Genomic DNA, 17,220 nt, shown 5'->3' with positions numbered 1-17,220 from the left:
TCGCATGCGCACCGTCGATCCCGTCAAACATGCCTTCCAGCGACAGGCCGTCCTCGCCGCGGCGCGGGCCTGCTTCATGCGCGATGGCTTCCATAGAACCAGCACCGAGGCCATCCGCATCGAGGCCGGCACGAGCTCGGGCAAGCTGTTCCACTATTTCCCGAACAAGAAGGCGATCATCCTCGCCGTCGTGGAGGATCAGAGCCGGCAAACCGCAAGCTGGATGGAATCCCTGCGCCGGCAACCGCAATTCCCCGCGGCATTGGCCGCTTTCCTCGACGGGATCCTGCACCTCGCCAGCGACCCGGGCGAGCGACGGCTCATCCTGGAGATTGCAGCGGAGGGCGCGCGCGACGCGGATGTCGCCGCAGCGAGCATGGCCGGTGATCGGCTGCTGGAGGAAGGGCTTGCGGCACTCCTCCGGGACGCAACCGCCCGGGGCCAGGCGCATCCGTTGATCCCGACCGATCATGCCGTCCGCTTCCTCATGGTGCTGGTCGACGGGATCTTCAGCCGCGTCGCCGTCGATGGGAACTTCGATCCCATGGCGGAGCGCGCCGCGCTGACAACCGTGATCCGAGCCATTTTCGGCATCGACGCGACCGATCGCGATGCATGATCGCATCACCAATATCGATGCGGTCCGGGGAAGCGCCCTGTTCGGCATTCTGGTGGTCAACGCCATGGTCTTCTCCTCGCCATGGTACGGGACCGGGCTCATGCCGCCGGGCGGAAGGACCCCGCTGGACGGCGCCCTCGCCTTCGCGATCTCCACGGTCTTCGAGCTGAAATTCTACCTGCTGTTTTCCTTCCTGTTCGGCTACAGCGTCACCCTTCAAATGCAGTCGGCGGAAAGGGCGGAGGCCGCGTTCCTGCCGCGCATGCTGCGCCGTCAGGCCGGGCTGTTTCTGATCGGGGCCTGCCACGCCGTCCTGCTGTTTCATGGCGACATCCTCGCCACCTATGCAGTGCTGGGCCTCCTGCTCCTGATGGCACGACGTTGGCGCGATGCAACCAGGCTATGGCTCGCCGCCGCCATCATCCTGGCGACAGCGGCCTTCTGGTTGCTGCTGGCCCTCCTCCAGGCGAGCGAGCCGATGCGGCAGGATTCCTTGGCACTCCAGCAGCACGCCGAAGCAGTCGCCGCTGCCTTTCGGGGGTTGATGCCGTCGATCGTGGGCCAGCGCCTGGAAGAGCTGCAGTCCTTCCTGCCGATGCTGCTCCTGCTCCAGGCACCCTGTGCACTGGCGATGTTCCTGCTCGGTTTCGTCGCCGGCCGCCGCCGATTCTTCGAGGCGCGCGAAACCTATGGGCCATATCTCGGCCGGGCATCCCGTTGGGGGTTGCTGGTCGGTTTGCCGGGAGGCCTTGCCTATGCGGCGGCGACGCAGCTCGCGCCCGGCTCTCCGCTTGAAACGGCCGCACTGGCCCTCTCCATCGTCACATCGCCATTCCTGACGATGGCGCTGATGGCCGCGATGCTCACGATATTCGATTCCGGCCGGACCGAGCCCTGGCGCGACTATCTGGCAAGCGCCGGCCGCATGGCGCTCTCCAACTACCTCCTGCAATCGCTGGTCTGCGCCTTCATCTTCTACGGCTATGGCCTGGGCCTGATCGGGCGACTGTCCACCGCGCAGACGCTCGGCACGGTCATCCTGATCTTCGGCGCCCAGCTGCTCGCGAGCCAATGGTGGCTTCGGCGCTTCCGTTATGGCCCCGCCGAGTGGCTGTTACGCGCAATGACCATCGGTCAATGGCCGCAATGGCGTGCCGACCGGCATGCCGGCGGGTGAGAAGGCCCGAACCCACCACATCGCCCTGACGTGAAGCAGGGGAAGGGAAAGCTCAGACCCGCACCACGACCTTCCCGATCACCTGGCGCGCGGCCATCTTGGCAATCGCCTTGCCGCCATCGGCGAGCGGGAACGTCTCGGTGACCTTCGGCGCGATCTTGCCCTCGGCCCAGAGGCGGAAGAGATGCTCGACATGGGCCTGGTTCGCCTTGGGATCGCGCGCCGCGAAGGCGCCCCAGAAAACGCCGCACACGTCGCAGCTCTTGAGCAGGGTCAGGTTGAGCGGCAGCTTGGGAATGCCCGCAGGGAAGCCGACCACCAGGTAGCGCCCTTCCCAGCCGATCGCACGCAGTGCCGGCTCGGCATAATCGCCGCCCACGGGATCGTAGACCACGTCCGCACCCTGCGGCCCCAGCGCCGCCTTGAACTGCTCGGCCAGCACCTTGGACTGGTCCCTGTCGAACGGCGCACGGCCGTAGACCAGCGTCTCGTCGGCGCCCGCCGCCTTGGCCGCCGCCGCCTTCTCCTCGGAGGAAACCGCCGCGATCACCCGCGCGCCGAACGCCTTGCCGAGCTCGACCGCCGCCAGGCCGACGCCGCCGGCCGCACCGAGCACGAGCAGGTTATGCCCCTCGCGCAGATGGCCGCGATCGAGCAGCGCGTGGATCGTCGTCGCATAGGTGAGCAGCAGCGCCGCGCCTTCCTCGAAGCTGCGGCCCTCGGGCAGCCTGAACAGGCGGAAGGATTCGATCGCTATCCTTTCGACCAGGCCACCATGGCCCGTCACGGCGATTACCCGGTCGCCAACCGCCCAATCGGTCACGCCCTCGCCGACGCTTTCGATCACGCCGGCGATCTCGCCGCCCGGCGCGAAGGGCCTGGGCGGCTTGAACTGGTACTTGTCCTCGATGATCAGGAAGTCGGGATAGTTGATCGCGCAGGCCTTCACCGCGACCACCACCTGCCCCTTGCCGGCGACCGGATCGGCGACTTCCTCGAGGATTAGAGTGTCAGGTCCGCCCGGCTCCTTCGAGAGCAATGCCTTCATGTCCGCCTCCTACAGCGATCCACGGGCGCTCTGCGGCCACCGCGGATTCGAATTTCGAAATCGCGGTATCCTTTGCCAGCGTCATGCCGATCTCGTCCAGCCCTTCCATCAGGCACTGGCGGCGGAACGCGTCCAGCTCGAAGGCGAAGCGATCCTGGAACGGCGTGGTGACGGTCATCGTCTCGAGGTCGACGGTAATCTCGTCGGTCTTCGCCACTTCGACCAGCCGGTCGACGGCTTCCTGCGGCAGCACCACCGGCACGATGCCGTTCTTGAAGGCATTGCCCGAGAAGATGTCCGAGAAGCTCGGCGCGATCACCGCCTTGATGCCGAGATCGGCGAGCGCCCAGGCCGCATGCTCGCGGCTGGAGCCGCAGCCGAAATTGTCGCCGGCGACGAGCACAGGGGCGCCGGCATAGCGCTCGTCGTCGAACACATTGCCCGGCTGCGCGCGCACGCTTTCGAACGCGCCCTTGCCCAGCCCTTCGCGCGTGGTGGTCTTCAGCCAGTGCGCGGGAATGATGATGTCGGTGTCGATATTCTTGGCGCCCCACGGATAGGCGCGCCCCTCGACCTTGCGAACGGCTTCCACTTATTCTGCCTCCCGGTTCAGCGGGCGGCTGCGGTCTCCGCCTTCGCTTCCATGACCCTGCCGGTCGTTGCATAGGCTGCTGCCAGCCCGCTCAGCACCGTTGCTGCGATCAATGCGACAAGCGCACGCTTCATACTTCATCCCCTTACGCATCCTCCGACATCAGCTCCCTGACATCGGTGAGGCGCCCCCGTATCGCTGCCGCCGCCGCCATTGCGGGTGAAAGCAGGTGCGTCCGCGCCCCAGGACCTTGTCTTCCTACGAAATTTCGATTCGAGGTGGAAGCACAACGTTCGCCGGCGGGGACCTTGTCGGGGTTCATGGCGAGACACATCGAGCAACCCGGCTCGCGCCACTCGAAACCTGCCTCGCGGAAGACGCGGTCCAGCCCCTCGGCCTCGGCCTGGCGCTTGACCAGCCCGGAACCCGGCACGATCAGCGCCTGGCGGATGCGATCGGCGACGTGATGGCCCTTCACCACCGCGGCGGCGGCGCGCAGATCCTCGATTCGGCTGTTGGTGCACGAGCCGATGAAGACATGCTCGATCGATACGTCTTCCATCCGCATGCCGGGGGTGAGCCCCATATAGTCGAGCGACTTCTGCGCGGCGATGCGCTTGGCCGGATCCTCGAAGCTCTCCGGATCGGGCACGGCGCCGGTGATCGGCACCACGTCCTCGGGGCTGGTACCCCAGGTGAGCGAGGGCGCGATGTCGCTGGCCTGCAGGATCACGCTCTTGTCGTAACGCGCGCCGGCATCGGTCGGCAGCGTCTTCCAATAGGCGACGGCTCTGTCCCAGGCCTCGCCCGTCGGTGCCAGCGGCCGGCCCTTGATATAGTCGAAGGTCGTCTGGTCCGGTGCGATCAGGCCCGAGCGGGCGCCGCCCTCGATCGACATGTTCGAGACGGTCAGCCGCCCCTCGATCGACATGGCGCGGATAACCTCGCCGGTGAACTCGATGACATAGCCGGTGCCGCCGGCGGCGCCGATCTTGCCGATGATCGCCAGCACGACGTCCTTGGGGCTCACCCCGAAGCCGAGCGTGCCGTCGACGCGGATCTCCAGCGTCTTGCTCTGCTTCAGCAGCAGCGTCTGGGTCGCAAGGACATGCTCGACTTCGCTGGTGCCGATCCCGAAGGCAAGCGCGCCCAGAGCGCCATGCGCCGACGTATGACTGTCACCACAAACCAGCGTCGTGCCCGGCAGCGTGAAGCCCTGCTCGGGACCGACGACATGGACGATGCCCTGCCGCGCATCGAGCGCGTCGATATAGGGTACGCCGAACTCGGCGACGTTCGCGCGCAGGGCGGAGAGCTGGCCGGCGCTGGCCGCATCGGCGATCGGCAGCTCATGCCCGGCGGCATCGACGCGCGCAGTGGTCGGCAAATTATGGTCGGGAACCGCAAGCGTAAGGTCCGGACGGCGCACCGGCCGCCCCGCCGCGCGCAGGCCGGCAAAGGCCTGGGGGCTGGTCACCTCATGGACGAGGTGGCGGTCGATATAGATCAGACAGGTTCCATCATCCCGGCGCTCGACCACATGGTCGGCCCAGATCTTTTCGTACAGAGTGCGAGGTTGAACGGTCATGCGGGCGCTTTAGTCGATTCTTGCGCACAGGCAAGCGTTCGTGCAATTTTCCATCGCATAGTTGAACTATTCTCCGGTCCGGCAACCGCGCGGTGCCATTGAACCGGAGATAGGAATTGCCGACCGCGACCGCCACTGCGGCCAGGTTCTGCGGCACTCCGTTTCGGCATATCTCGTCACCCCGGCACAAGGCCGGGGTGACGGTAGGGGGAGAGCGATGGCAACCTTCAATCCTGAATGCTGATACGCTCCAGGGGCACGAGCGAGACGGTAGAGAAACCCCGGGCCCTGATGGCGCGCCCTAGCGCCCGCCCTTCGCGGCCTCCGCCTTGAGATAGGCCTGCAGCGCGACGATCTCCTGGTCGGTGAAGGCCGAGAAACCGGCACGGGCGACGACTCCCATCAGCCCCAGGTCACGCTTGCTCATCCCCTGCCCCGTGCGCATCAGCTTGTTGAACGCGGCGGGATCGTAGGAAGCCACCATCGGCGCCAGCGCCGGCACCTTGGTCTTGCCGTCTTCCATCGTGCCGTCCTCGTGCAGCTTGTGGCAGGCCTGGCAGGCGACGCTCGAATAATAGCGGCCGACATCGGCGGGGCGCTTCGCCGCCGAGACATTGGCCGGCGTCGCCATCGCCGGCAGCGCACCGGTGAGCAGCAGGAAACGGCCGATCGGCCCGAACCGGTTCTGCGCCTTGCTGTCCTGCGGGCCAGGCTTGAGCGTGCGGATCCAGGCGATGATCCTGCCGAGATCGTCGTCGGAGATATGCCCCAGCGAGTGGCTGGGCATGATGAAGGTCGAGCTGCCGTCCTTCTTCACGCCGTGGCGGATCAGCCGGGCAAGCTCGGCATCGCTGAGCTGCGCCGCCATCTTGGCGATCGGCGGCGGTGCCACCGTGCCGAACATCGGATCGGAGAAAATCTGCTGCCCCTGCCCCTCTGCCGCATGACAATCGCGGCACATGACGATCTTGGCGAGGCGGCCGCCCTCGGCCACCGACGCGGCATCCTTCGGCACGGCGATCGCGACTTCCGGCACGGCATGGCTGCGGCGGAGCACCCATTCGGAACCCGCAAAGACGATGATGGCAAACAGCACGGCAAGGCCGGCCAGAACGGCCAGTCCACGAAATATCCAGCGCATGTATAATTCCCAAGGCTCAAAAGTGTATCAAGCCACTAATACACAGCCGGCCCCAGCGGATTATGCCGCGGCCGGACCTTCCTTAGGGGAGACGTAAGACGGATCATGCGCGAAAGGCAGTGGCCTCCCGCCGCGCAGCGTATCCAGAACTTCTGCGAACCCGGTCTCACACCGAAAGCCGAGTCTTTGCTCGGCGCGGGCTGCGTCATAGATGCGGCCGATGCTGCTGGGAAGTTCCCATCCCTTTGCACGATATAACTCCGGTGCATCGGGGAAATGACGGGCAATTACCGTAGCGGCATCGTGCTTGAGTTCCGAGCAATCCGCGCGCGAGAAGGGTGTCGGCGCAGAAACGATGCAAGTATCGAAGCCGATTTCCGGCGCCTTCTCCAGCGCAACCAGATGCGCCCGCGCCGCGTCCTCTACCGTGAGACGGCGATTAAGCAGTTCATTCGCCTTCATATTCTCGCCGGACAGCGCATGGTGGGTATCATCATCTTCCGGGAAGAAACGGCTGGTGCGCAGCACGATGCAGTTGAGCCCGTCGTTCAGCCAGGCGAGCCGGCAGAGCTGCTCGGCGGCAAGCTTGGTGACGCCGTAGATGTTGCGCGGCTCGAGCGGGCCCGAAGCCTCATCGAGCCACACCGCCGCGTCGCCGGCCTCGTCGCGGATCGCCTGGCTGATCATCAGCGAGGTGGTGGATGTGAACACGAACCGGTCATGCCCGGCCTTCGCGGCCGCCTCGAGCAGATTGAGCGTGCCGGCGACATTGACGTCGATGAACGCCTGGGCGGGATAGCGGGCGATGTCGGGCTTGTGCAGCGCGCCGCCATGGATCACTGCCTCGATCCCCCGCTCGGCGAAGGTACGATCGACAAGTGCCCGATCAGCGACCGATCCGGCCACATCGGTATCCACGCCCGGGGCGACATCAAGCCCGGTCACCTGGTGGCCATTCGCACGCAGCAAAGGCGCAAGGAAACGGCCGAGCCAGCCGGACGAGCCTGTCAGCAGGATATGCATCGAGGTGGATATGCCCGAGGCATCGCAGTGTCGAAAGCCCCTCCCCTTCGGGAGAGGGGCTTTAGGTCAGGAGAGCACCGGCACCGGCGAAGCCTTGGCCTCGGCCGGCTCCCGCGCGTCCTGCCATTCCGTCCGCCGCTTCACCCGGAAGTTCAGGAACAGCACCGGCAGCTTGAGAAACAGCAGCTCGGAATGAATGAAGGTGTCGATCCCCCGCTCCCACCAACGGGACTCGCGCTTGCCGTTCGCCTTGAGCCAGCCTTCATAGGGGGCCCAGTGGCTCGGCTCATCCTTCTCGATGATCCGGAAGATCTTCATCAGCACCTTGTCGCCGGTCACCAGCGGATGCCTGAGCAGGATCTCCACCTGCTTGTGCCCGCGCTGCTCGGTGAGCGAGATCACCCGGCAGAGCTTCTCGAACTGGTCATCCTCGGCGATGATCCGCCTGGTATCGAGCTCGTCGATCGTCCGGCGGAACATGATCTCGACGAAGCGGTCGATATGGCCGCAGGTCCGATCGACCTGGAGCGGCATCTTGCCCCGCAGCTCGAACCAGCGCTTGAACATGACATAATGCTTGCGCTCGTCGGCGCGGTGCTTCTCGATCGCGGCGATCAGGGCGTGGTCGTCGGGCGCACGCGCCTTCACGGCCTCGAGCACCCGGTCGATGCTCGTATAGCCCCGATGCTCGTTATAGATGTAGATCGAACCGAGCAGGTCGAGGTAGCGGCGGCGGAACCAGTCGATCATGGGCGGAGGCTACGCCCTTGCGCAGCCCCCGGCCAATTAATTCGCGTCCATGCGGCGCTGCAGCAACTTATGCCGTCGCCAGCGCCACTTCGTACTTCGCGGTGGTCTTCGCCGCGACGTCTTCTTCGCTCACGCCCGGTGCCAGCTCGATCAGACGGAAGGGGGAGCCGTGATCGGGGCGCTGGAACACCGCGAGATCGGTGATGATCATGTCGACCACATTCTTGCCGGTAAGCGGCAGGTCGCAGCTCGGCACGAACTTGGGCGCGCCATCCTTGGAGTTGTGCTCCATCACGACGATGATCTTCTTGACGCCGGCGACCAGATCCATCGCGCCGCCCATGCCCTTGATCATCTTGCCCGGGATCATCCAGTTGGCAATGTCACCGGTCTCGCTGATCTCCATCGCGCCGAGCACGGTGAGATCGATATGGCCGCCGCGGATCATCGCGAAGCTCTGCTCCGAGCCGAAATAGACCGACTGGGGCAGCTCGCTGATCGTCTGCTTGCCGGCGTTGATCAGATCGGGATCGACTTCGTCGTCAAAGGGAAACGGGCCGATGCCGAGCATGCCGTTCTCCGACTGGAGCGTCACCTCGACCCCTTCCGGGATATGGTTCGCCACCAGCGTGGGGATGCCGATGCCCAGATTGACGTAGAAGCCGTCCTGCAGCTCCTTCGCGGCGCGCGCCGCCATCTCGTCACGGGTCCAGGCCATTATTTCTTCTCCTCGGCCGGATCGGCCCATTGCTTGTCCTTGGGAAACACCTCGTCCATCCCGCCCTTGAGGCCGGAGCCGTAGACCGGGTTGGGCAGGATGAACCAGCCGCGCCCCCAGAGCGGGGCGATCAGAGTATTGCCGGTGGTGTTGCGTCGCGCCGGCGTCGACAGGTCCCTGGCGTTGAACAGGTCGCTGAAATCACCGAGCTGGTCGCCGCCCATCGCGACGATGCAATAGCGCTCGGCGATCTTCCAACGACGCTCGTCCTTGCCGCTCGGCGCGCTGTCGTCGCGCAGGATCAGCGTGTCGCCCAGGGTCACCGGGCCCAGCCCGGCCTTGTTCAGCGCATCGATCGTGAAGGCCGCGGTGCTGGCCGAGCGATTGGTGTTGTAGATCACGGTGATGCCGTCGCCACGGATCGCCGCGATCGTCTCGGCGGCGCCGGGCACGGCCTCCACCTTGTCGGCGCCGGTCTCTTCCCAGCGCGTCCAGCGGCCCTGGTCATAGCCGGGCCCACGCCTTGCCGCATCGCTTTCGAAGCCAAGGTTGAGCAGCACGGTCTCATCGACATCGAACACCACGGCAAGCGGGCGCTTGCCGCAGGTATCGAACTTGGGCGAGGTCAGGGTGGAATCGCGCGTCATCACCACCGAGCTGATCTGGCTCTTGTCGCGGCGGAAGCGCAACTCGTCATGCAGATAGCGCCACAGCGCGGCATAGGCCTGGAGGCTGAGCGCCGACGCCTCGCCCGAGCCATAGAGGAACTGCATTTCCGGCGGGACCTTGCCCGGCGCGACGGCTGCCGCGGTGGGCGCGCCGCTGGGCGGCGGCAACGCCGTCAGGCCGGTGACCTGCGCCTTCTTGCCGTCCTCGGTGACATAGACATCCCCGGCACGCGGCACGGCCTGCTTCTCGCGCTTGCTCTTCTTGCGCGCCTTGCCGTCCTGCGTGGTCTTGACCACCTGCGCACCGGCCATGAGCGGCACCGCGGCCACTGCCGCGACACAACCCGAAAGGCCGGTCGCGGCAAGCGCCAGGCCGGCTATCGCCAGGCGGCTGGTCACGCCTGCTGCGCCTCGGGGCGCGGCCGGGTGGTGCGGAACTCGATCTTCTTGTCGTAGGGCGCGCCCACGATCAGCCGCTTCACATAGATGCCGGGCAGATGGATCGCGTCATGATCCAGGCTGCCCACCGGCACCACTTCCTCCACCTCGGCGACGCAGATCCTGCCCGCGGTCGCCATCGGCTGGTTGAAGTTGCGCGCGGTCTTGCGGAAGATCAGGTTGCCGCTCTCGTCGGCCTTCCAGCCCTTGATGATCGACAGGTCGCTGCGGATGCCGCGCTCGAGGATATATTCCTCGCCGTCGAACACCTTCACTTCCTTGCCCTCGGCCACCAGCGTGCCGACGCCGGTCTTGGTGTAGAAGCCGGGGATGCCCGCCCCGCCCGCGCGGCAGCGCTCGGCCAGCGTGCCCTGGGGGCAGAATTCCACTTCGAGTTCGCCCGAGAGATACTGGCGCTCGAACTCCTTGTTCTCGCCGACATAGGACGAGATCATCTTCTTCACCTGGCGGGTGCGCAGCAGTTTGCCGAGCCCCTCGCCATCGATGCCGGCATTGTTGGAAGCGATCGTCAGGTCCTTGGTGCCCGCATCGCGGATCGCGTCGATCAGCCGCTCGGGGATGCCGCACAGGCCGAACCCGCCCGCGCAGATCGTCATGCCATCGAACAGCAGCCCTTCCAGCGCTGCTTCTGCGTTGGGATAGAGCTTCTTCATCGGCGATTCTCTCCTGACTTCGCCGGGGCGATAATCCGGGCGCAGCCTGCCGGTCAAGCAAACCTGAACCGACTTTCAACTTCGTGGTGCAGCGGCGGCGCTCAGGGATCGTAGGGCCAGGGGTTGGACCGGGCGCGCGAGCCCTGGCGGATCAACTCCTCATTGGGATCGCCTTCCGTCGGGACGTACCGGCCCTGCCCTTCGTCCCAGCGCTCGGTCGGAGCACGGCCGCGGCGCTCTTCTTCCTCTTCCGCTCTGCGCCGGCTTTCGGCTGCGGTGTGCGCGTTGACCCGGCGCATCTGGCGCCACATCGCCCGCATCAGCAGGAAGGTGAGGCCAAAGACGATGGCCACCCCGGCAAAGGCTGTCAGCTGTTCCCCCATGCGGGCATGCTAGCAAGCCCGTCATGCGCCGCAAGGGCGGCGAGGCTTCTCGGCCAACCTGAACAGAACATGATCGAAAATGGCGGTGTGGCACAAAGGCAACACGCCGAAATTGTAATTAAATTGCCATATTGCACTGCGGAATCGGAGGCCTACGTAGAGCCCCGGATGGCCATCCGAACCTGAGTAAATAAGTCCAAAGTTAGGAAATATAATGCGAATTCTCGCAGTGTCCGCGTTCGCCCTCGTGGCAGCCACCGCAACTCCCGCTTTCGCGCAGGACAGCGCCGCGCCGTTTAACGGCCCGCGCATCGAAGCCGAAGGCGGCTGGGATCACGTCGGCTCCGAGGGTGATGGCCGTTCGGGCTTCGTCTATGGCGGCGCCATCGGCTACGACAAGCAGTTCAACAACATCGTGATCGGTGCCGACGCCGAGATCACCGGCGCGACCACCAAGGAAGGTGGCGTGGAAGCCGGCCGTGACCTCTATGTCGGCGGTCGCGCAGGCTTCGTCGTCGGCGGTTCGACGCTGATCTACGGCAAGGCCGGCTACACCAATGCCCGCATCAGCGTCGGCAACGACGGCATCAACAACGACGGCTACCGTCTGGGCGCCGGCGTCGAGAAGAACTTCGGCCGCTTCTTCGGCAAGGTCGAGTATCGCTACTCGCGCTACGAGAAGATCGACCTGAACCGCGACCAGGTCGTCGCCGGCCTCGGCGTTCGCTTCTAAGCGAACCGATCAAATCCGGACAGCAAGGAGGGCCGCGCGGGCAACCGCGTGGCCCTTTTCCGTTCGGGAGATGCGGCAGGGACAAGCCCCATAACGGCCGCATGTCGGCATTGCCCGTCCCACATACTTCGGGCACGCTCCGGCCGTGCAGTTGCGCCGGCCCACCCTTTTCCGGTTCACCCTCCTGGCACTGGCTTTGGCGGGCGCCCTCGGCGTCGCCTGGCTTTTGCTGCCGCCGGCAACCGCGGATGAGCGGGCGGTCCTCGAGAAGGTGGCGAAGGCACAGCCCGTAACGACCTGCCTGGCGCTCAAGACCAGGCGGCCCTCAGGCTATCACATCCCCTGGCGTGACAAGGTGAGGGACGCCGCGATCCTTCGCGCGGACGAACTTGCCCAATCCAGGGACGTGAGCCTCGCGCTCGATCTGGAAAGCCTCATCGACAATGCGCTGAAACTGGATTGCAGGACCAGGGCCACGCTTTCCACGCCAGCTTTTTCCGGGAGCTTCGCATTCGTCGAAGTGGCCGATAAAAACTCGCGCGATGCGATCGTTCTGCAAAAGAGCGGCAAGGGATGGGAGTTCGTCAGACATTATCCGGCCCCGATCCAGAGCGTGATAGTCTAGCTTCCTCCGACCGCTGGCCCATCTTCCAGCATGATCGAGCGCTGCGCCGTCCGGTCGCCATAGCTGTGCTCGGCCACTTTCGCGCCCGCCGCCCGCAGCGCCTCCGCCCGGTCCGCCGAGCGCACCCCGAAGATAGCCGCCTCAAGCGGCATCGTCCCCGCGAACGCCGGCACCGCGCGGACCCGCTCCAGCCAGTTCGCGGTTCGCGGCCAGCGTTCCGCATCTACCTCGAACCCGGCGAGCGAAGCGTTGCGGAAGAAGCAGGCATAGGTGAAATCAGCGGTGCAGACATGATCGAACAGGAAGCCCTCGCCCGGCGCCCGCGCCTCGATCCAATCGAGCGCCTCGGGCAGGTCCTGCGTCACCGTCTTCTCGACCAGCGCATGGTCGATCTCACGCTTCCACACATAGGGGACGATCGTCTTCTGGTAGAAGAGCCGCCAGATGATCAGGTCGCCCAGCCGGCTGTCGGCAAACTCCTCCATCCAACGCGCCTTTGCCCGGTCGGCGGCGGCGCGCGGCATCAGCGGCGGCTCGGGCCAGCGCTCATCGACATATTCGGCGATCACCGTCGAATCGTTGAGCAGCAGATCGCCGTCGATCAGCACCGGAATCCGGCGCAAGGGACTTACCCGGGTGAATTCCTCGGTTCCGAAGAACGGCACGATCGGATCGATCTCATAGTCGACGCCCTTGTGATCAAGCGCGACGAACACCTTGCGGGCATAGGGCGAGACATGGTTGCCGATGATGAGCATGGGGCCTCCGCACTATCGCCGTTCCTGGATCAGAGCTCTATCTCGAAAAAGCGCAGCGGACCATCGCCCTCCTCCCAGACCGGCTCGCACTGGGCCGCCGCGACAAGGAATGCCGTGAGCCCCGGCGCCAGCACCTGGCGCTCGTCCTCGTCGCTGCCGATCACGATGATCTGCCCATGGCTACCGCCCGGAACCGGCGCGAGATCGACCGCATAGGCATTTCCCCCGCCATCGATTGCGAACGGAAACCAGCCGCGCCGGAAATATTCGCGCGCGACCGGCGGATCGCCCGCGCGCAACGTGATCCATTCGTTCGGGTCACTCTCGTCGCCCCATTCGTCGATGACGTCCACCCAGGTCCGATAATCATCGAGCGCGCGGGAGAGCGAAGCGAATTCATATCCGCCGAACAGGGGCGTCACGATCGTACCGGGCGTGGGATCGATGGGCGCATGGAAGCGCTTCTGCCCGTCCGCCCGCAGGTAGAGTTCCCGCAGGTCGTCGGGGAGGCGGAAGCCGATTTCCGCTTCCACCGCCATGATCGCCGCCCTGGTCGCCGGAGGGTTGAGCTGCGCTTCGGCGACGAAGCCGAGATCGTTCAGAAAGACGAGCCACGCATCGAACGCGGACTTGAAATCGCCAGCCATATCTGTTCCCCTTTCGTACCGTTTTCTATCGTGGGACGGGGACGCCGAACAGCATCGGGCGGGGCAGAAGACTCCGGATCGGACATAGTTCGCGGCCGGGCGCGCCATTGCCTGCGCCTATATGCCGGTAACGATCGCACGGGTTGGTCTGGCCGCGCGGCCTCGCTAGACAAGGCGCATGACCGCGAAACGTACCGGGGGCCGGATCCTCGTCGACAATCTGGTTGCGCAGGGCTGCGACCGCATCTTCCACGTGCCGGGCGAGAGCTTCCTCGCCGTGCTCGACGCGCTGCACGACACGCCGCGGATCGACGTGGTGACCTGCCGCCAGGAAGGCGGAGTCGGCTTCATGGCCTGCGCCGATGGCGCGATGACCGGCAAGCCGGGCGTGGCCTTCGTCACCCGCGGCCCGGGCGCGACCAATGCCTCGATCGGCGTGCATGTCGCGATGCAGGATTCGCAGCCGATGATCCTGTTCATCGGCGATGTCGACCGCGGCATGCGCGACCGCGAAGGCTTCCAGGAAGTCGATTTCCCCGCGATGTTCGCGCCGCTCGCAAAATGGGCGACCAAGATCGAGGACGCCCGCCGCATCCCCGAATATGTCGCCCGCGCCTATGCCGTGGCCATGTCCGGCCGACCGGGCCCGGTGGTGATCGCCCTGCCCGAGGACATGCTGTGCGACGAAGTCGAGGCTGTCGACCGGCCCGAGCTCGCGCCGCCGCTCCAGGCGCCCGACGGCTATGACCTCGACCAGATGTATGCGCTGCTGGAACAGGCCAAGCGCCCGGTCGCGATCGTCGGCGGCGCCGGCTGGGATGCCGAGACCGGCGAGGCCTTTCTCAAGTTCGCCGAGCGCATCGCCCTGCCCGTCGCCGGTGCCTTCCGCCGCCAGGACGCGATCCCCAACACCTCGCCGGTCTGGGCGGGCAATCTCGGCTATGGCCCGAACCCGAAGCTGGTCCAGCGGATCAGGGATGCCGACCTGCTGCTGGTGGTCGGCGCCCGCCTCGGCGAAGCGACGACCGACGGCTATACCTTGGTCACGCCCGATCATCCCGGCCAGACGCTGATCCACGTCCATCCGGACCCGAACGAGCTCAACCGCGTCTATCTCGCCGACCTGCCGATCTGCGCCAAACCGTTCGAGTTCGCGGCGACGCTGGCCGCCGATGAGGACGTCGAGCTTCCGAGCTTCGACGCCGAGCAGGCACATGCCGAGTGGCTCGACTGGTCCACCCCCAAGCCCCGCGACGGCGTGGCGCTCGATCTCGGCCAGTGCGTCGCGGCGATGCGCGCGGCGATGCCGGCGGACACGATCATCTGCAACGGCGCGGGCAATTTCTCGAGCTGGTGGCATCGCTACTGGCCCTATGCTGCCCACCCCTCCCAGCTCGCCCCCACTGCCGGGGCGATGGGCTATGGCGTGCCCGCGGCGGTGGCCGCGGCGATCCGCTTCCCCGATCGCACCGCGGTCGCGCTCGCCGGCGACGGCGACTTCATGATGAACGGCCAGGAGCTTGCCACCGCCGTCCAGCATGACGCCAACCTGATCGTGCTGCTGATCGACAACTCGACCTATGGCACGATCCGCATGCACCAGGAGCGCGAATACCCCACGCGCCTCTCGGGCACGACGCTGAAGAATCCGGATTTCGCCGCGCTCGCCCGCGCCTATGGCGGCTGGGCCGAGACGGTGGAGACGACCGAGCAGTTCGCCCCTGCCCTGGCCCGGGTGCTGGAGCGCGACGGCCTGCGCCTGCTCCACCTCAAGACCGATATCGAGTTCATCACCCCGGGGCTCACCGTCTCGGGCCTGCGGAGCAAATAAAGGCGGCCAGGTGCCGATTCGAAAGGTCCCTGCCCGCTATAATGCTGAAACAGGGATTCAATCGAAGAGGCATGATATGGGCTGGCGGCACCTGCACGTCGGGCGCAAGGGCGACAATCTGACCATCCAGAACCGTCAGGTCTGGAAGGAAGAATGGCGCTGGATCAACGCGGAGACCGTCCGCCTGCCCGATCCGATGGTGCCGGTCGATATCCTCTCGCACATGATCTGCGAGATCGGCCCGAAGACCCGCCCGGTCCGCTTCGCCGCCCACAAGCTGCAGAGCGACCTGTGGAGCTTCTACATCCCGGATTGATCCGGGAGCACAGCCTCAGTCCAGCAACCACGAGCGCTTCGGCGCCGCGCCGGACACCAGCGGATCGTCCGGCTGCGCCAGGCGCAGCTTCGCATCGGCCAGCGGCTTGCCGGTCAGCCGGTCGATCACCATCGGCTCGACCAGCGCATCGGTCTCCATATCGACCAGCCGGCTGGTGCCGCCTTCGCCATTGTGGCGCCGGCCCCATTCGCCGATCACGTGCAATACCGGCAGGAAATCGCGCCCGGCCTCGGTCAGCACATATTCGTCCCGCGGCGGGCGCTCGCTATAGCGCCGTTTCTCCACCAGCCCCGCCTCGCCCAGCGCGCGCAGCCGCGCGGTGAGGATGTTCGGCGCGATCTTCAGGCTCACCCGCAGCTCCTCGAACCGGCGCAAGCCGAGCGAGAGATCGCGCAGGATCAGCATGCTCCACGCATCCCCGACCTTTTCCAGCCCACGGGCGACCGGGCAGCAGGTCCGATTTTTTTCTTCGCTCATATCCATTGCATAATGATAGTGACTCACTATTAAATTGCAAGCGACTCGATCTCCGGGCCGCTTCGGAGACGACCCATGACTGATTCCACCCTTGGCACCGCCCTGATCACCGGCGCTTCCACCGGCATCGGCGCCGTATATGCAGACCGGCTGGCGAAGCGCGGCCATGACCTGATCCTCGTTGCCCGCGATACCGCACGCATGCAGGCGCTGGCCGAGCGCCTCACCGCCGAGACCGGCCATACCGTCGAAGTGTTTCCCGCCGACCTCACCGATGGCGACGATCTCGACCGCGTCGCTAAGCGCCTCGCCACCGACGAAGCGATCACCCTGCTGGTCAACAATGCCGGCATGTCGCTGAACGGCGGGCTGCTCGACAATGAGGGGCCGGCGATCGAGCGGCTGATCGCACTCAACATCACCGCCCCCGCCCTGCTCGCTTCGGCCGCCGGCAAGGCGTTCAAGGCACGCGGGCGCGGTGCGATCATCAACATCGCATCGGTGCTCGCCTTCGTGCCGGAGATGTATGACGGCACCTATTCGGGCTCCAAGGCCTTCCTGCTCAACCTGTCGCTCTCGCTCGCCGGCCAGCTCGAGCCGCTCGGCGTGCGCGTCCAGGCGGTGCTGCCCGGCGCTACCCGCACCGAGATCTGGGAGCGGTCGGGCAAGGACGTCGACAGCTTCCCGGCCGATTTCGTGATGGGCGTGGACGATCTGGTCAACGCGGCGCTGCTCGGTTTCGACCGGGGCGAGACCGTGACGATCCCGCCGCTCGCCGACGAGGGGTTGTACACCGCCTATACCGAGGCTCGCCTCGCCATGGGCCCGCACCTTTCGAAGCGCGACGTCGCGCCGCGTTATCGCGAGGTTGTGGAGGCCTGAGCCCACCACCAACCTGTTCCCCCGGGGGGGGGGGGGGGGGGGGGGGGGGGGGGCGGGGGGGGGGGGGGGGGGGGGGGGGGGGGGGGGGCGGGGGGGGGGGGGGGGCGGGGG

Annotated in this window: 20 protein-coding genes; 7 read left to right on the top strand and 13 right to left on the bottom strand. The window is 66.0% G+C overall.

All coding sequences use genetic code 11. The annotated features are described in order from the left end of the window. The first annotated feature begins 4 nt into the window (after positions 1-4). Complete coding sequence (locus AAHM44_RS14300) at positions 5-619, top strand: TetR/AcrR family transcriptional regulator (protein ID WP_342250403.1); 615 nt, start codon at positions 5-7, stop codon at positions 617-619. Continuing rightward, positions 612-1,796: a DUF418 domain-containing protein gene (locus AAHM44_RS14295; protein ID WP_342250402.1), complete on the top strand. Its 1,185-nt coding sequence runs from the start codon at positions 612-614 to the stop codon at positions 1,794-1,796. Before AAHM44_RS14300 ends, AAHM44_RS14295 begins: the two co-directional genes overlap by 8 nt. 52 nt (positions 1,797-1,848) lie before the next feature. Here the strand turns inward: AAHM44_RS14295 and AAHM44_RS14290 are convergent, their stop codons facing one another. The 10 genes from AAHM44_RS14290 to AAHM44_RS14245 all read right to left on the bottom strand — a co-directional run bounded on the left by AAHM44_RS14290 (position 1,849) and on the right by AAHM44_RS14245 (position 10,819). After that, positions 1,849-2,844: an NADPH:quinone oxidoreductase family protein gene (locus tag AAHM44_RS14290; protein WP_342250401.1), complete on the bottom strand. Its 996-nt coding sequence runs from the start codon at positions 2,842-2,844 to the stop codon at positions 1,849-1,851. Continuing rightward, on the bottom strand, positions 2,807-3,436 hold the full coding sequence (leuD, locus tag AAHM44_RS14285) for a 3-isopropylmalate dehydratase small subunit (RefSeq protein ID WP_269574483.1): 630 nt from the start codon (positions 3,434-3,436) through the stop codon (positions 2,807-2,809). Before leuD ends, AAHM44_RS14290 begins: the two co-directional genes overlap by 38 nt. A gap of 145 nt (positions 3,437-3,581) precedes the next feature. After that, a complete protein-coding gene (gene leuC, locus AAHM44_RS14280; protein ID WP_342250400.1) occupies positions 3,582-5,024 on the bottom strand; it encodes a 3-isopropylmalate dehydratase large subunit in 1,443 nt (480 codons plus the stop codon). A gap of 301 nt (positions 5,025-5,325) precedes the next feature. Then, a complete protein-coding gene (locus AAHM44_RS14275; protein ID WP_342250399.1) occupies positions 5,326-6,165 on the bottom strand; it encodes a c-type cytochrome in 840 nt (279 codons plus the stop codon). Positions 6,166-6,225: 60 nt separating this feature from the next. Beyond that, positions 6,226-7,188 carry an NAD-dependent epimerase/dehydratase family protein gene (locus AAHM44_RS14270; protein WP_342250398.1) on the bottom strand — a complete coding sequence of 321 codons (963 nt, stop codon included), beginning with the start codon at positions 7,186-7,188 and terminating at the stop codon, positions 6,226-6,228. 66 nt (positions 7,189-7,254) lie between these two features. Continuing rightward, complete coding sequence (locus AAHM44_RS14265; protein ID WP_269574479.1) at positions 7,255-7,938, bottom strand: ferritin-like domain-containing protein; 684 nt, start codon at positions 7,936-7,938, stop codon at positions 7,255-7,257. A gap of 67 nt (positions 7,939-8,005) precedes the next feature. Next, positions 8,006-8,656, bottom strand: coding sequence for a 3-oxoacid CoA-transferase subunit B (locus AAHM44_RS14260; RefSeq protein WP_184169491.1), 651 nt, complete (start codon positions 8,654-8,656; stop codon positions 8,006-8,008). Next, the gene (locus AAHM44_RS14255) at positions 8,656-9,723 is read right to left on the bottom strand and encodes a 5'-nucleotidase, lipoprotein e(P4) family (RefSeq protein WP_269574478.1); all 1,068 of its coding nucleotides are present in this window, start codon (positions 9,721-9,723) and stop codon (positions 8,656-8,658) included. Before AAHM44_RS14255 ends, AAHM44_RS14260 begins: the two co-directional genes overlap by 1 nt. Further along, positions 9,720-10,436, bottom strand: a complete 717-nt coding sequence (locus AAHM44_RS14250) for a CoA transferase subunit A (RefSeq protein ID WP_269574477.1) — start codon at positions 10,434-10,436, stop codon at positions 9,720-9,722. The genes AAHM44_RS14255 and AAHM44_RS14250 overlap by 4 nt, the downstream gene beginning before the upstream one ends. 101 nt (positions 10,437-10,537) lie before the next feature. Then, complete coding sequence (locus tag AAHM44_RS14245; RefSeq protein WP_184169495.1) at positions 10,538-10,819, bottom strand: hypothetical protein; 282 nt, start codon at positions 10,817-10,819, stop codon at positions 10,538-10,540. 214 nt (positions 10,820-11,033) lie between these two features. Here AAHM44_RS14245 and AAHM44_RS14240 point away from each other — a divergent pair, with 214 nt between their 5' ends. Further along, complete coding sequence (locus AAHM44_RS14240; protein WP_269574476.1) at positions 11,034-11,552, top strand: outer membrane protein; 519 nt, start codon at positions 11,034-11,036, stop codon at positions 11,550-11,552. A gap of 145 nt (positions 11,553-11,697) precedes the next feature. Then, entirely contained in the window at positions 11,698-12,177 is a 480-nt protein-coding gene (locus tag AAHM44_RS14235) for a hypothetical protein (protein WP_269574475.1), read from the top strand. On the opposite strand, the gene AAHM44_RS14230 is transcribed toward AAHM44_RS14235, so the two are convergent. Further along, positions 12,174-12,935, bottom strand: coding sequence for a glutathione S-transferase family protein (locus AAHM44_RS14230; protein ID WP_269574474.1), 762 nt, complete (start codon positions 12,933-12,935; stop codon positions 12,174-12,176). The two genes, AAHM44_RS14235 and AAHM44_RS14230, sit on opposite strands and share 4 nt — an antisense overlap. Before the next feature lie 29 nt (positions 12,936-12,964). Continuing rightward, entirely contained in the window at positions 12,965-13,582 is a 618-nt protein-coding gene (locus AAHM44_RS14225; RefSeq protein WP_342250397.1) for an SMI1/KNR4 family protein, read from the bottom strand. A 178-nt stretch (positions 13,583-13,760) separates the two neighbouring features. Here AAHM44_RS14225 and AAHM44_RS14220 point away from each other — a divergent pair, with 178 nt between their 5' ends. Both AAHM44_RS14220 and AAHM44_RS14215 read left to right on the top strand, forming a co-directional pair. Further along, complete coding sequence (locus AAHM44_RS14220; RefSeq protein ID WP_342250396.1) at positions 13,761-15,413, top strand: thiamine pyrophosphate-binding protein; 1,653 nt, start codon at positions 13,761-13,763, stop codon at positions 15,411-15,413. A 76-nt stretch (positions 15,414-15,489) separates the two neighbouring features. After that, entirely contained in the window at positions 15,490-15,729 is a 240-nt protein-coding gene (locus AAHM44_RS14215; protein ID WP_184169507.1) for a hypothetical protein, read from the top strand. Between the two features lie 15 nt (positions 15,730-15,744). Here AAHM44_RS14215 and AAHM44_RS14210 read toward each other — a convergent pair whose 3' ends face one another. Continuing rightward, a complete protein-coding gene (locus AAHM44_RS14210; RefSeq protein ID WP_342250395.1) occupies positions 15,745-16,227 on the bottom strand; it encodes a winged helix-turn-helix transcriptional regulator in 483 nt (160 codons plus the stop codon). A gap of 75 nt (positions 16,228-16,302) precedes the next feature. On the opposite strand from AAHM44_RS14210, the gene AAHM44_RS14205 reads away from it, so the two are divergent. Beyond that, positions 16,303-17,109: an SDR family NAD(P)-dependent oxidoreductase gene (locus AAHM44_RS14205; RefSeq protein ID WP_269574470.1), complete on the top strand. Its 807-nt coding sequence runs from the start codon at positions 16,303-16,305 to the stop codon at positions 17,107-17,109. Positions 17,110-17,220 lie beyond the last annotated feature (111 nt).

Source organism: Sphingomonas sp. OTU376 (genome assembly GCF_038440415.1).
Classification (GTDB): domain Bacteria; phylum Pseudomonadota; class Alphaproteobacteria; order Sphingomonadales; family Sphingomonadaceae; genus Sphingomonas; species Sphingomonas kyeonggiensis_A.
Note: the sequence above shows the minus strand (reverse complement) of the source record. Positions and strands in the feature narration are given on the sequence as shown.

Bases quoted from the DNA above. Each gene is read 5' to 3' on its own strand.
- AAHM44_RS14290 (WP_342250401.1), bottom strand. From the start codon at position 2,844: ATGAAGGCATTGCTCTCGAAGGAGCCGGGCGGACCTGACACTCTAATC.
- AAHM44_RS14210 (WP_342250395.1), bottom strand. From the start codon at position 16,227: ATGAGCGAAGAAAAAAATCGGACCTGCTGCCCGGTCGCCCGTGGGCTG.
- AAHM44_RS14295 (WP_342250402.1), top strand. From the start codon at position 612: ATGCATGATCGCATCACCAATATCGATGCGGTCCGGGGAAGCGCCCTG.
- AAHM44_RS14205 (WP_269574470.1), top strand. From the start codon at position 16,303: ATGACTGATTCCACCCTTGGCACCGCCCTGATCACCGGCGCTTCCACC.
- AAHM44_RS14230 (WP_269574474.1), bottom strand. From the start codon at position 12,935: ATGCTCATCATCGGCAACCATGTCTCGCCCTATGCCCGCAAGGTGTTC.
- AAHM44_RS14300 (WP_342250403.1), top strand. From the start codon at position 5: ATGCGCACCGTCGATCCCGTCAAACATGCCTTCCAGCGACAGGCCGTC.
- AAHM44_RS14260 (WP_184169491.1), bottom strand. From the start codon at position 8,656: ATGGCCTGGACCCGTGACGAGATGGCGGCGCGCGCCGCGAAGGAGCTG.
- AAHM44_RS14270 (WP_342250398.1), bottom strand. From the start codon at position 7,188: ATGCATATCCTGCTGACAGGCTCGTCCGGCTGGCTCGGCCGTTTCCTT.
- AAHM44_RS14225 (WP_342250397.1), bottom strand. From the start codon at position 13,582: ATGGCTGGCGATTTCAAGTCCGCGTTCGATGCGTGGCTCGTCTTTCTG.
- AAHM44_RS14240 (WP_269574476.1), top strand. From the start codon at position 11,034: ATGCGAATTCTCGCAGTGTCCGCGTTCGCCCTCGTGGCAGCCACCGCA.
- AAHM44_RS14275 (WP_342250399.1), bottom strand. From the start codon at position 6,165: ATGCGCTGGATATTTCGTGGACTGGCCGTTCTGGCCGGCCTTGCCGTG.
- AAHM44_RS14220 (WP_342250396.1), top strand. From the start codon at position 13,761: ATGACCGCGAAACGTACCGGGGGCCGGATCCTCGTCGACAATCTGGTT.
- AAHM44_RS14265 (WP_269574479.1), bottom strand. From the start codon at position 7,938: ATGATCGACTGGTTCCGCCGCCGCTACCTCGACCTGCTCGGTTCGATC.
- leuC (WP_342250400.1), bottom strand. From the start codon at position 5,024: ATGACCGTTCAACCTCGCACTCTGTACGAAAAGATCTGGGCCGACCAT.
- AAHM44_RS14245 (WP_184169495.1), bottom strand. From the start codon at position 10,819: ATGGGGGAACAGCTGACAGCCTTTGCCGGGGTGGCCATCGTCTTTGGC.
- AAHM44_RS14250 (WP_269574477.1), bottom strand. From the start codon at position 10,436: ATGAAGAAGCTCTATCCCAACGCAGAAGCAGCGCTGGAAGGGCTGCTG.
- AAHM44_RS14215 (WP_184169507.1), top strand. From the start codon at position 15,490: ATGGGCTGGCGGCACCTGCACGTCGGGCGCAAGGGCGACAATCTGACC.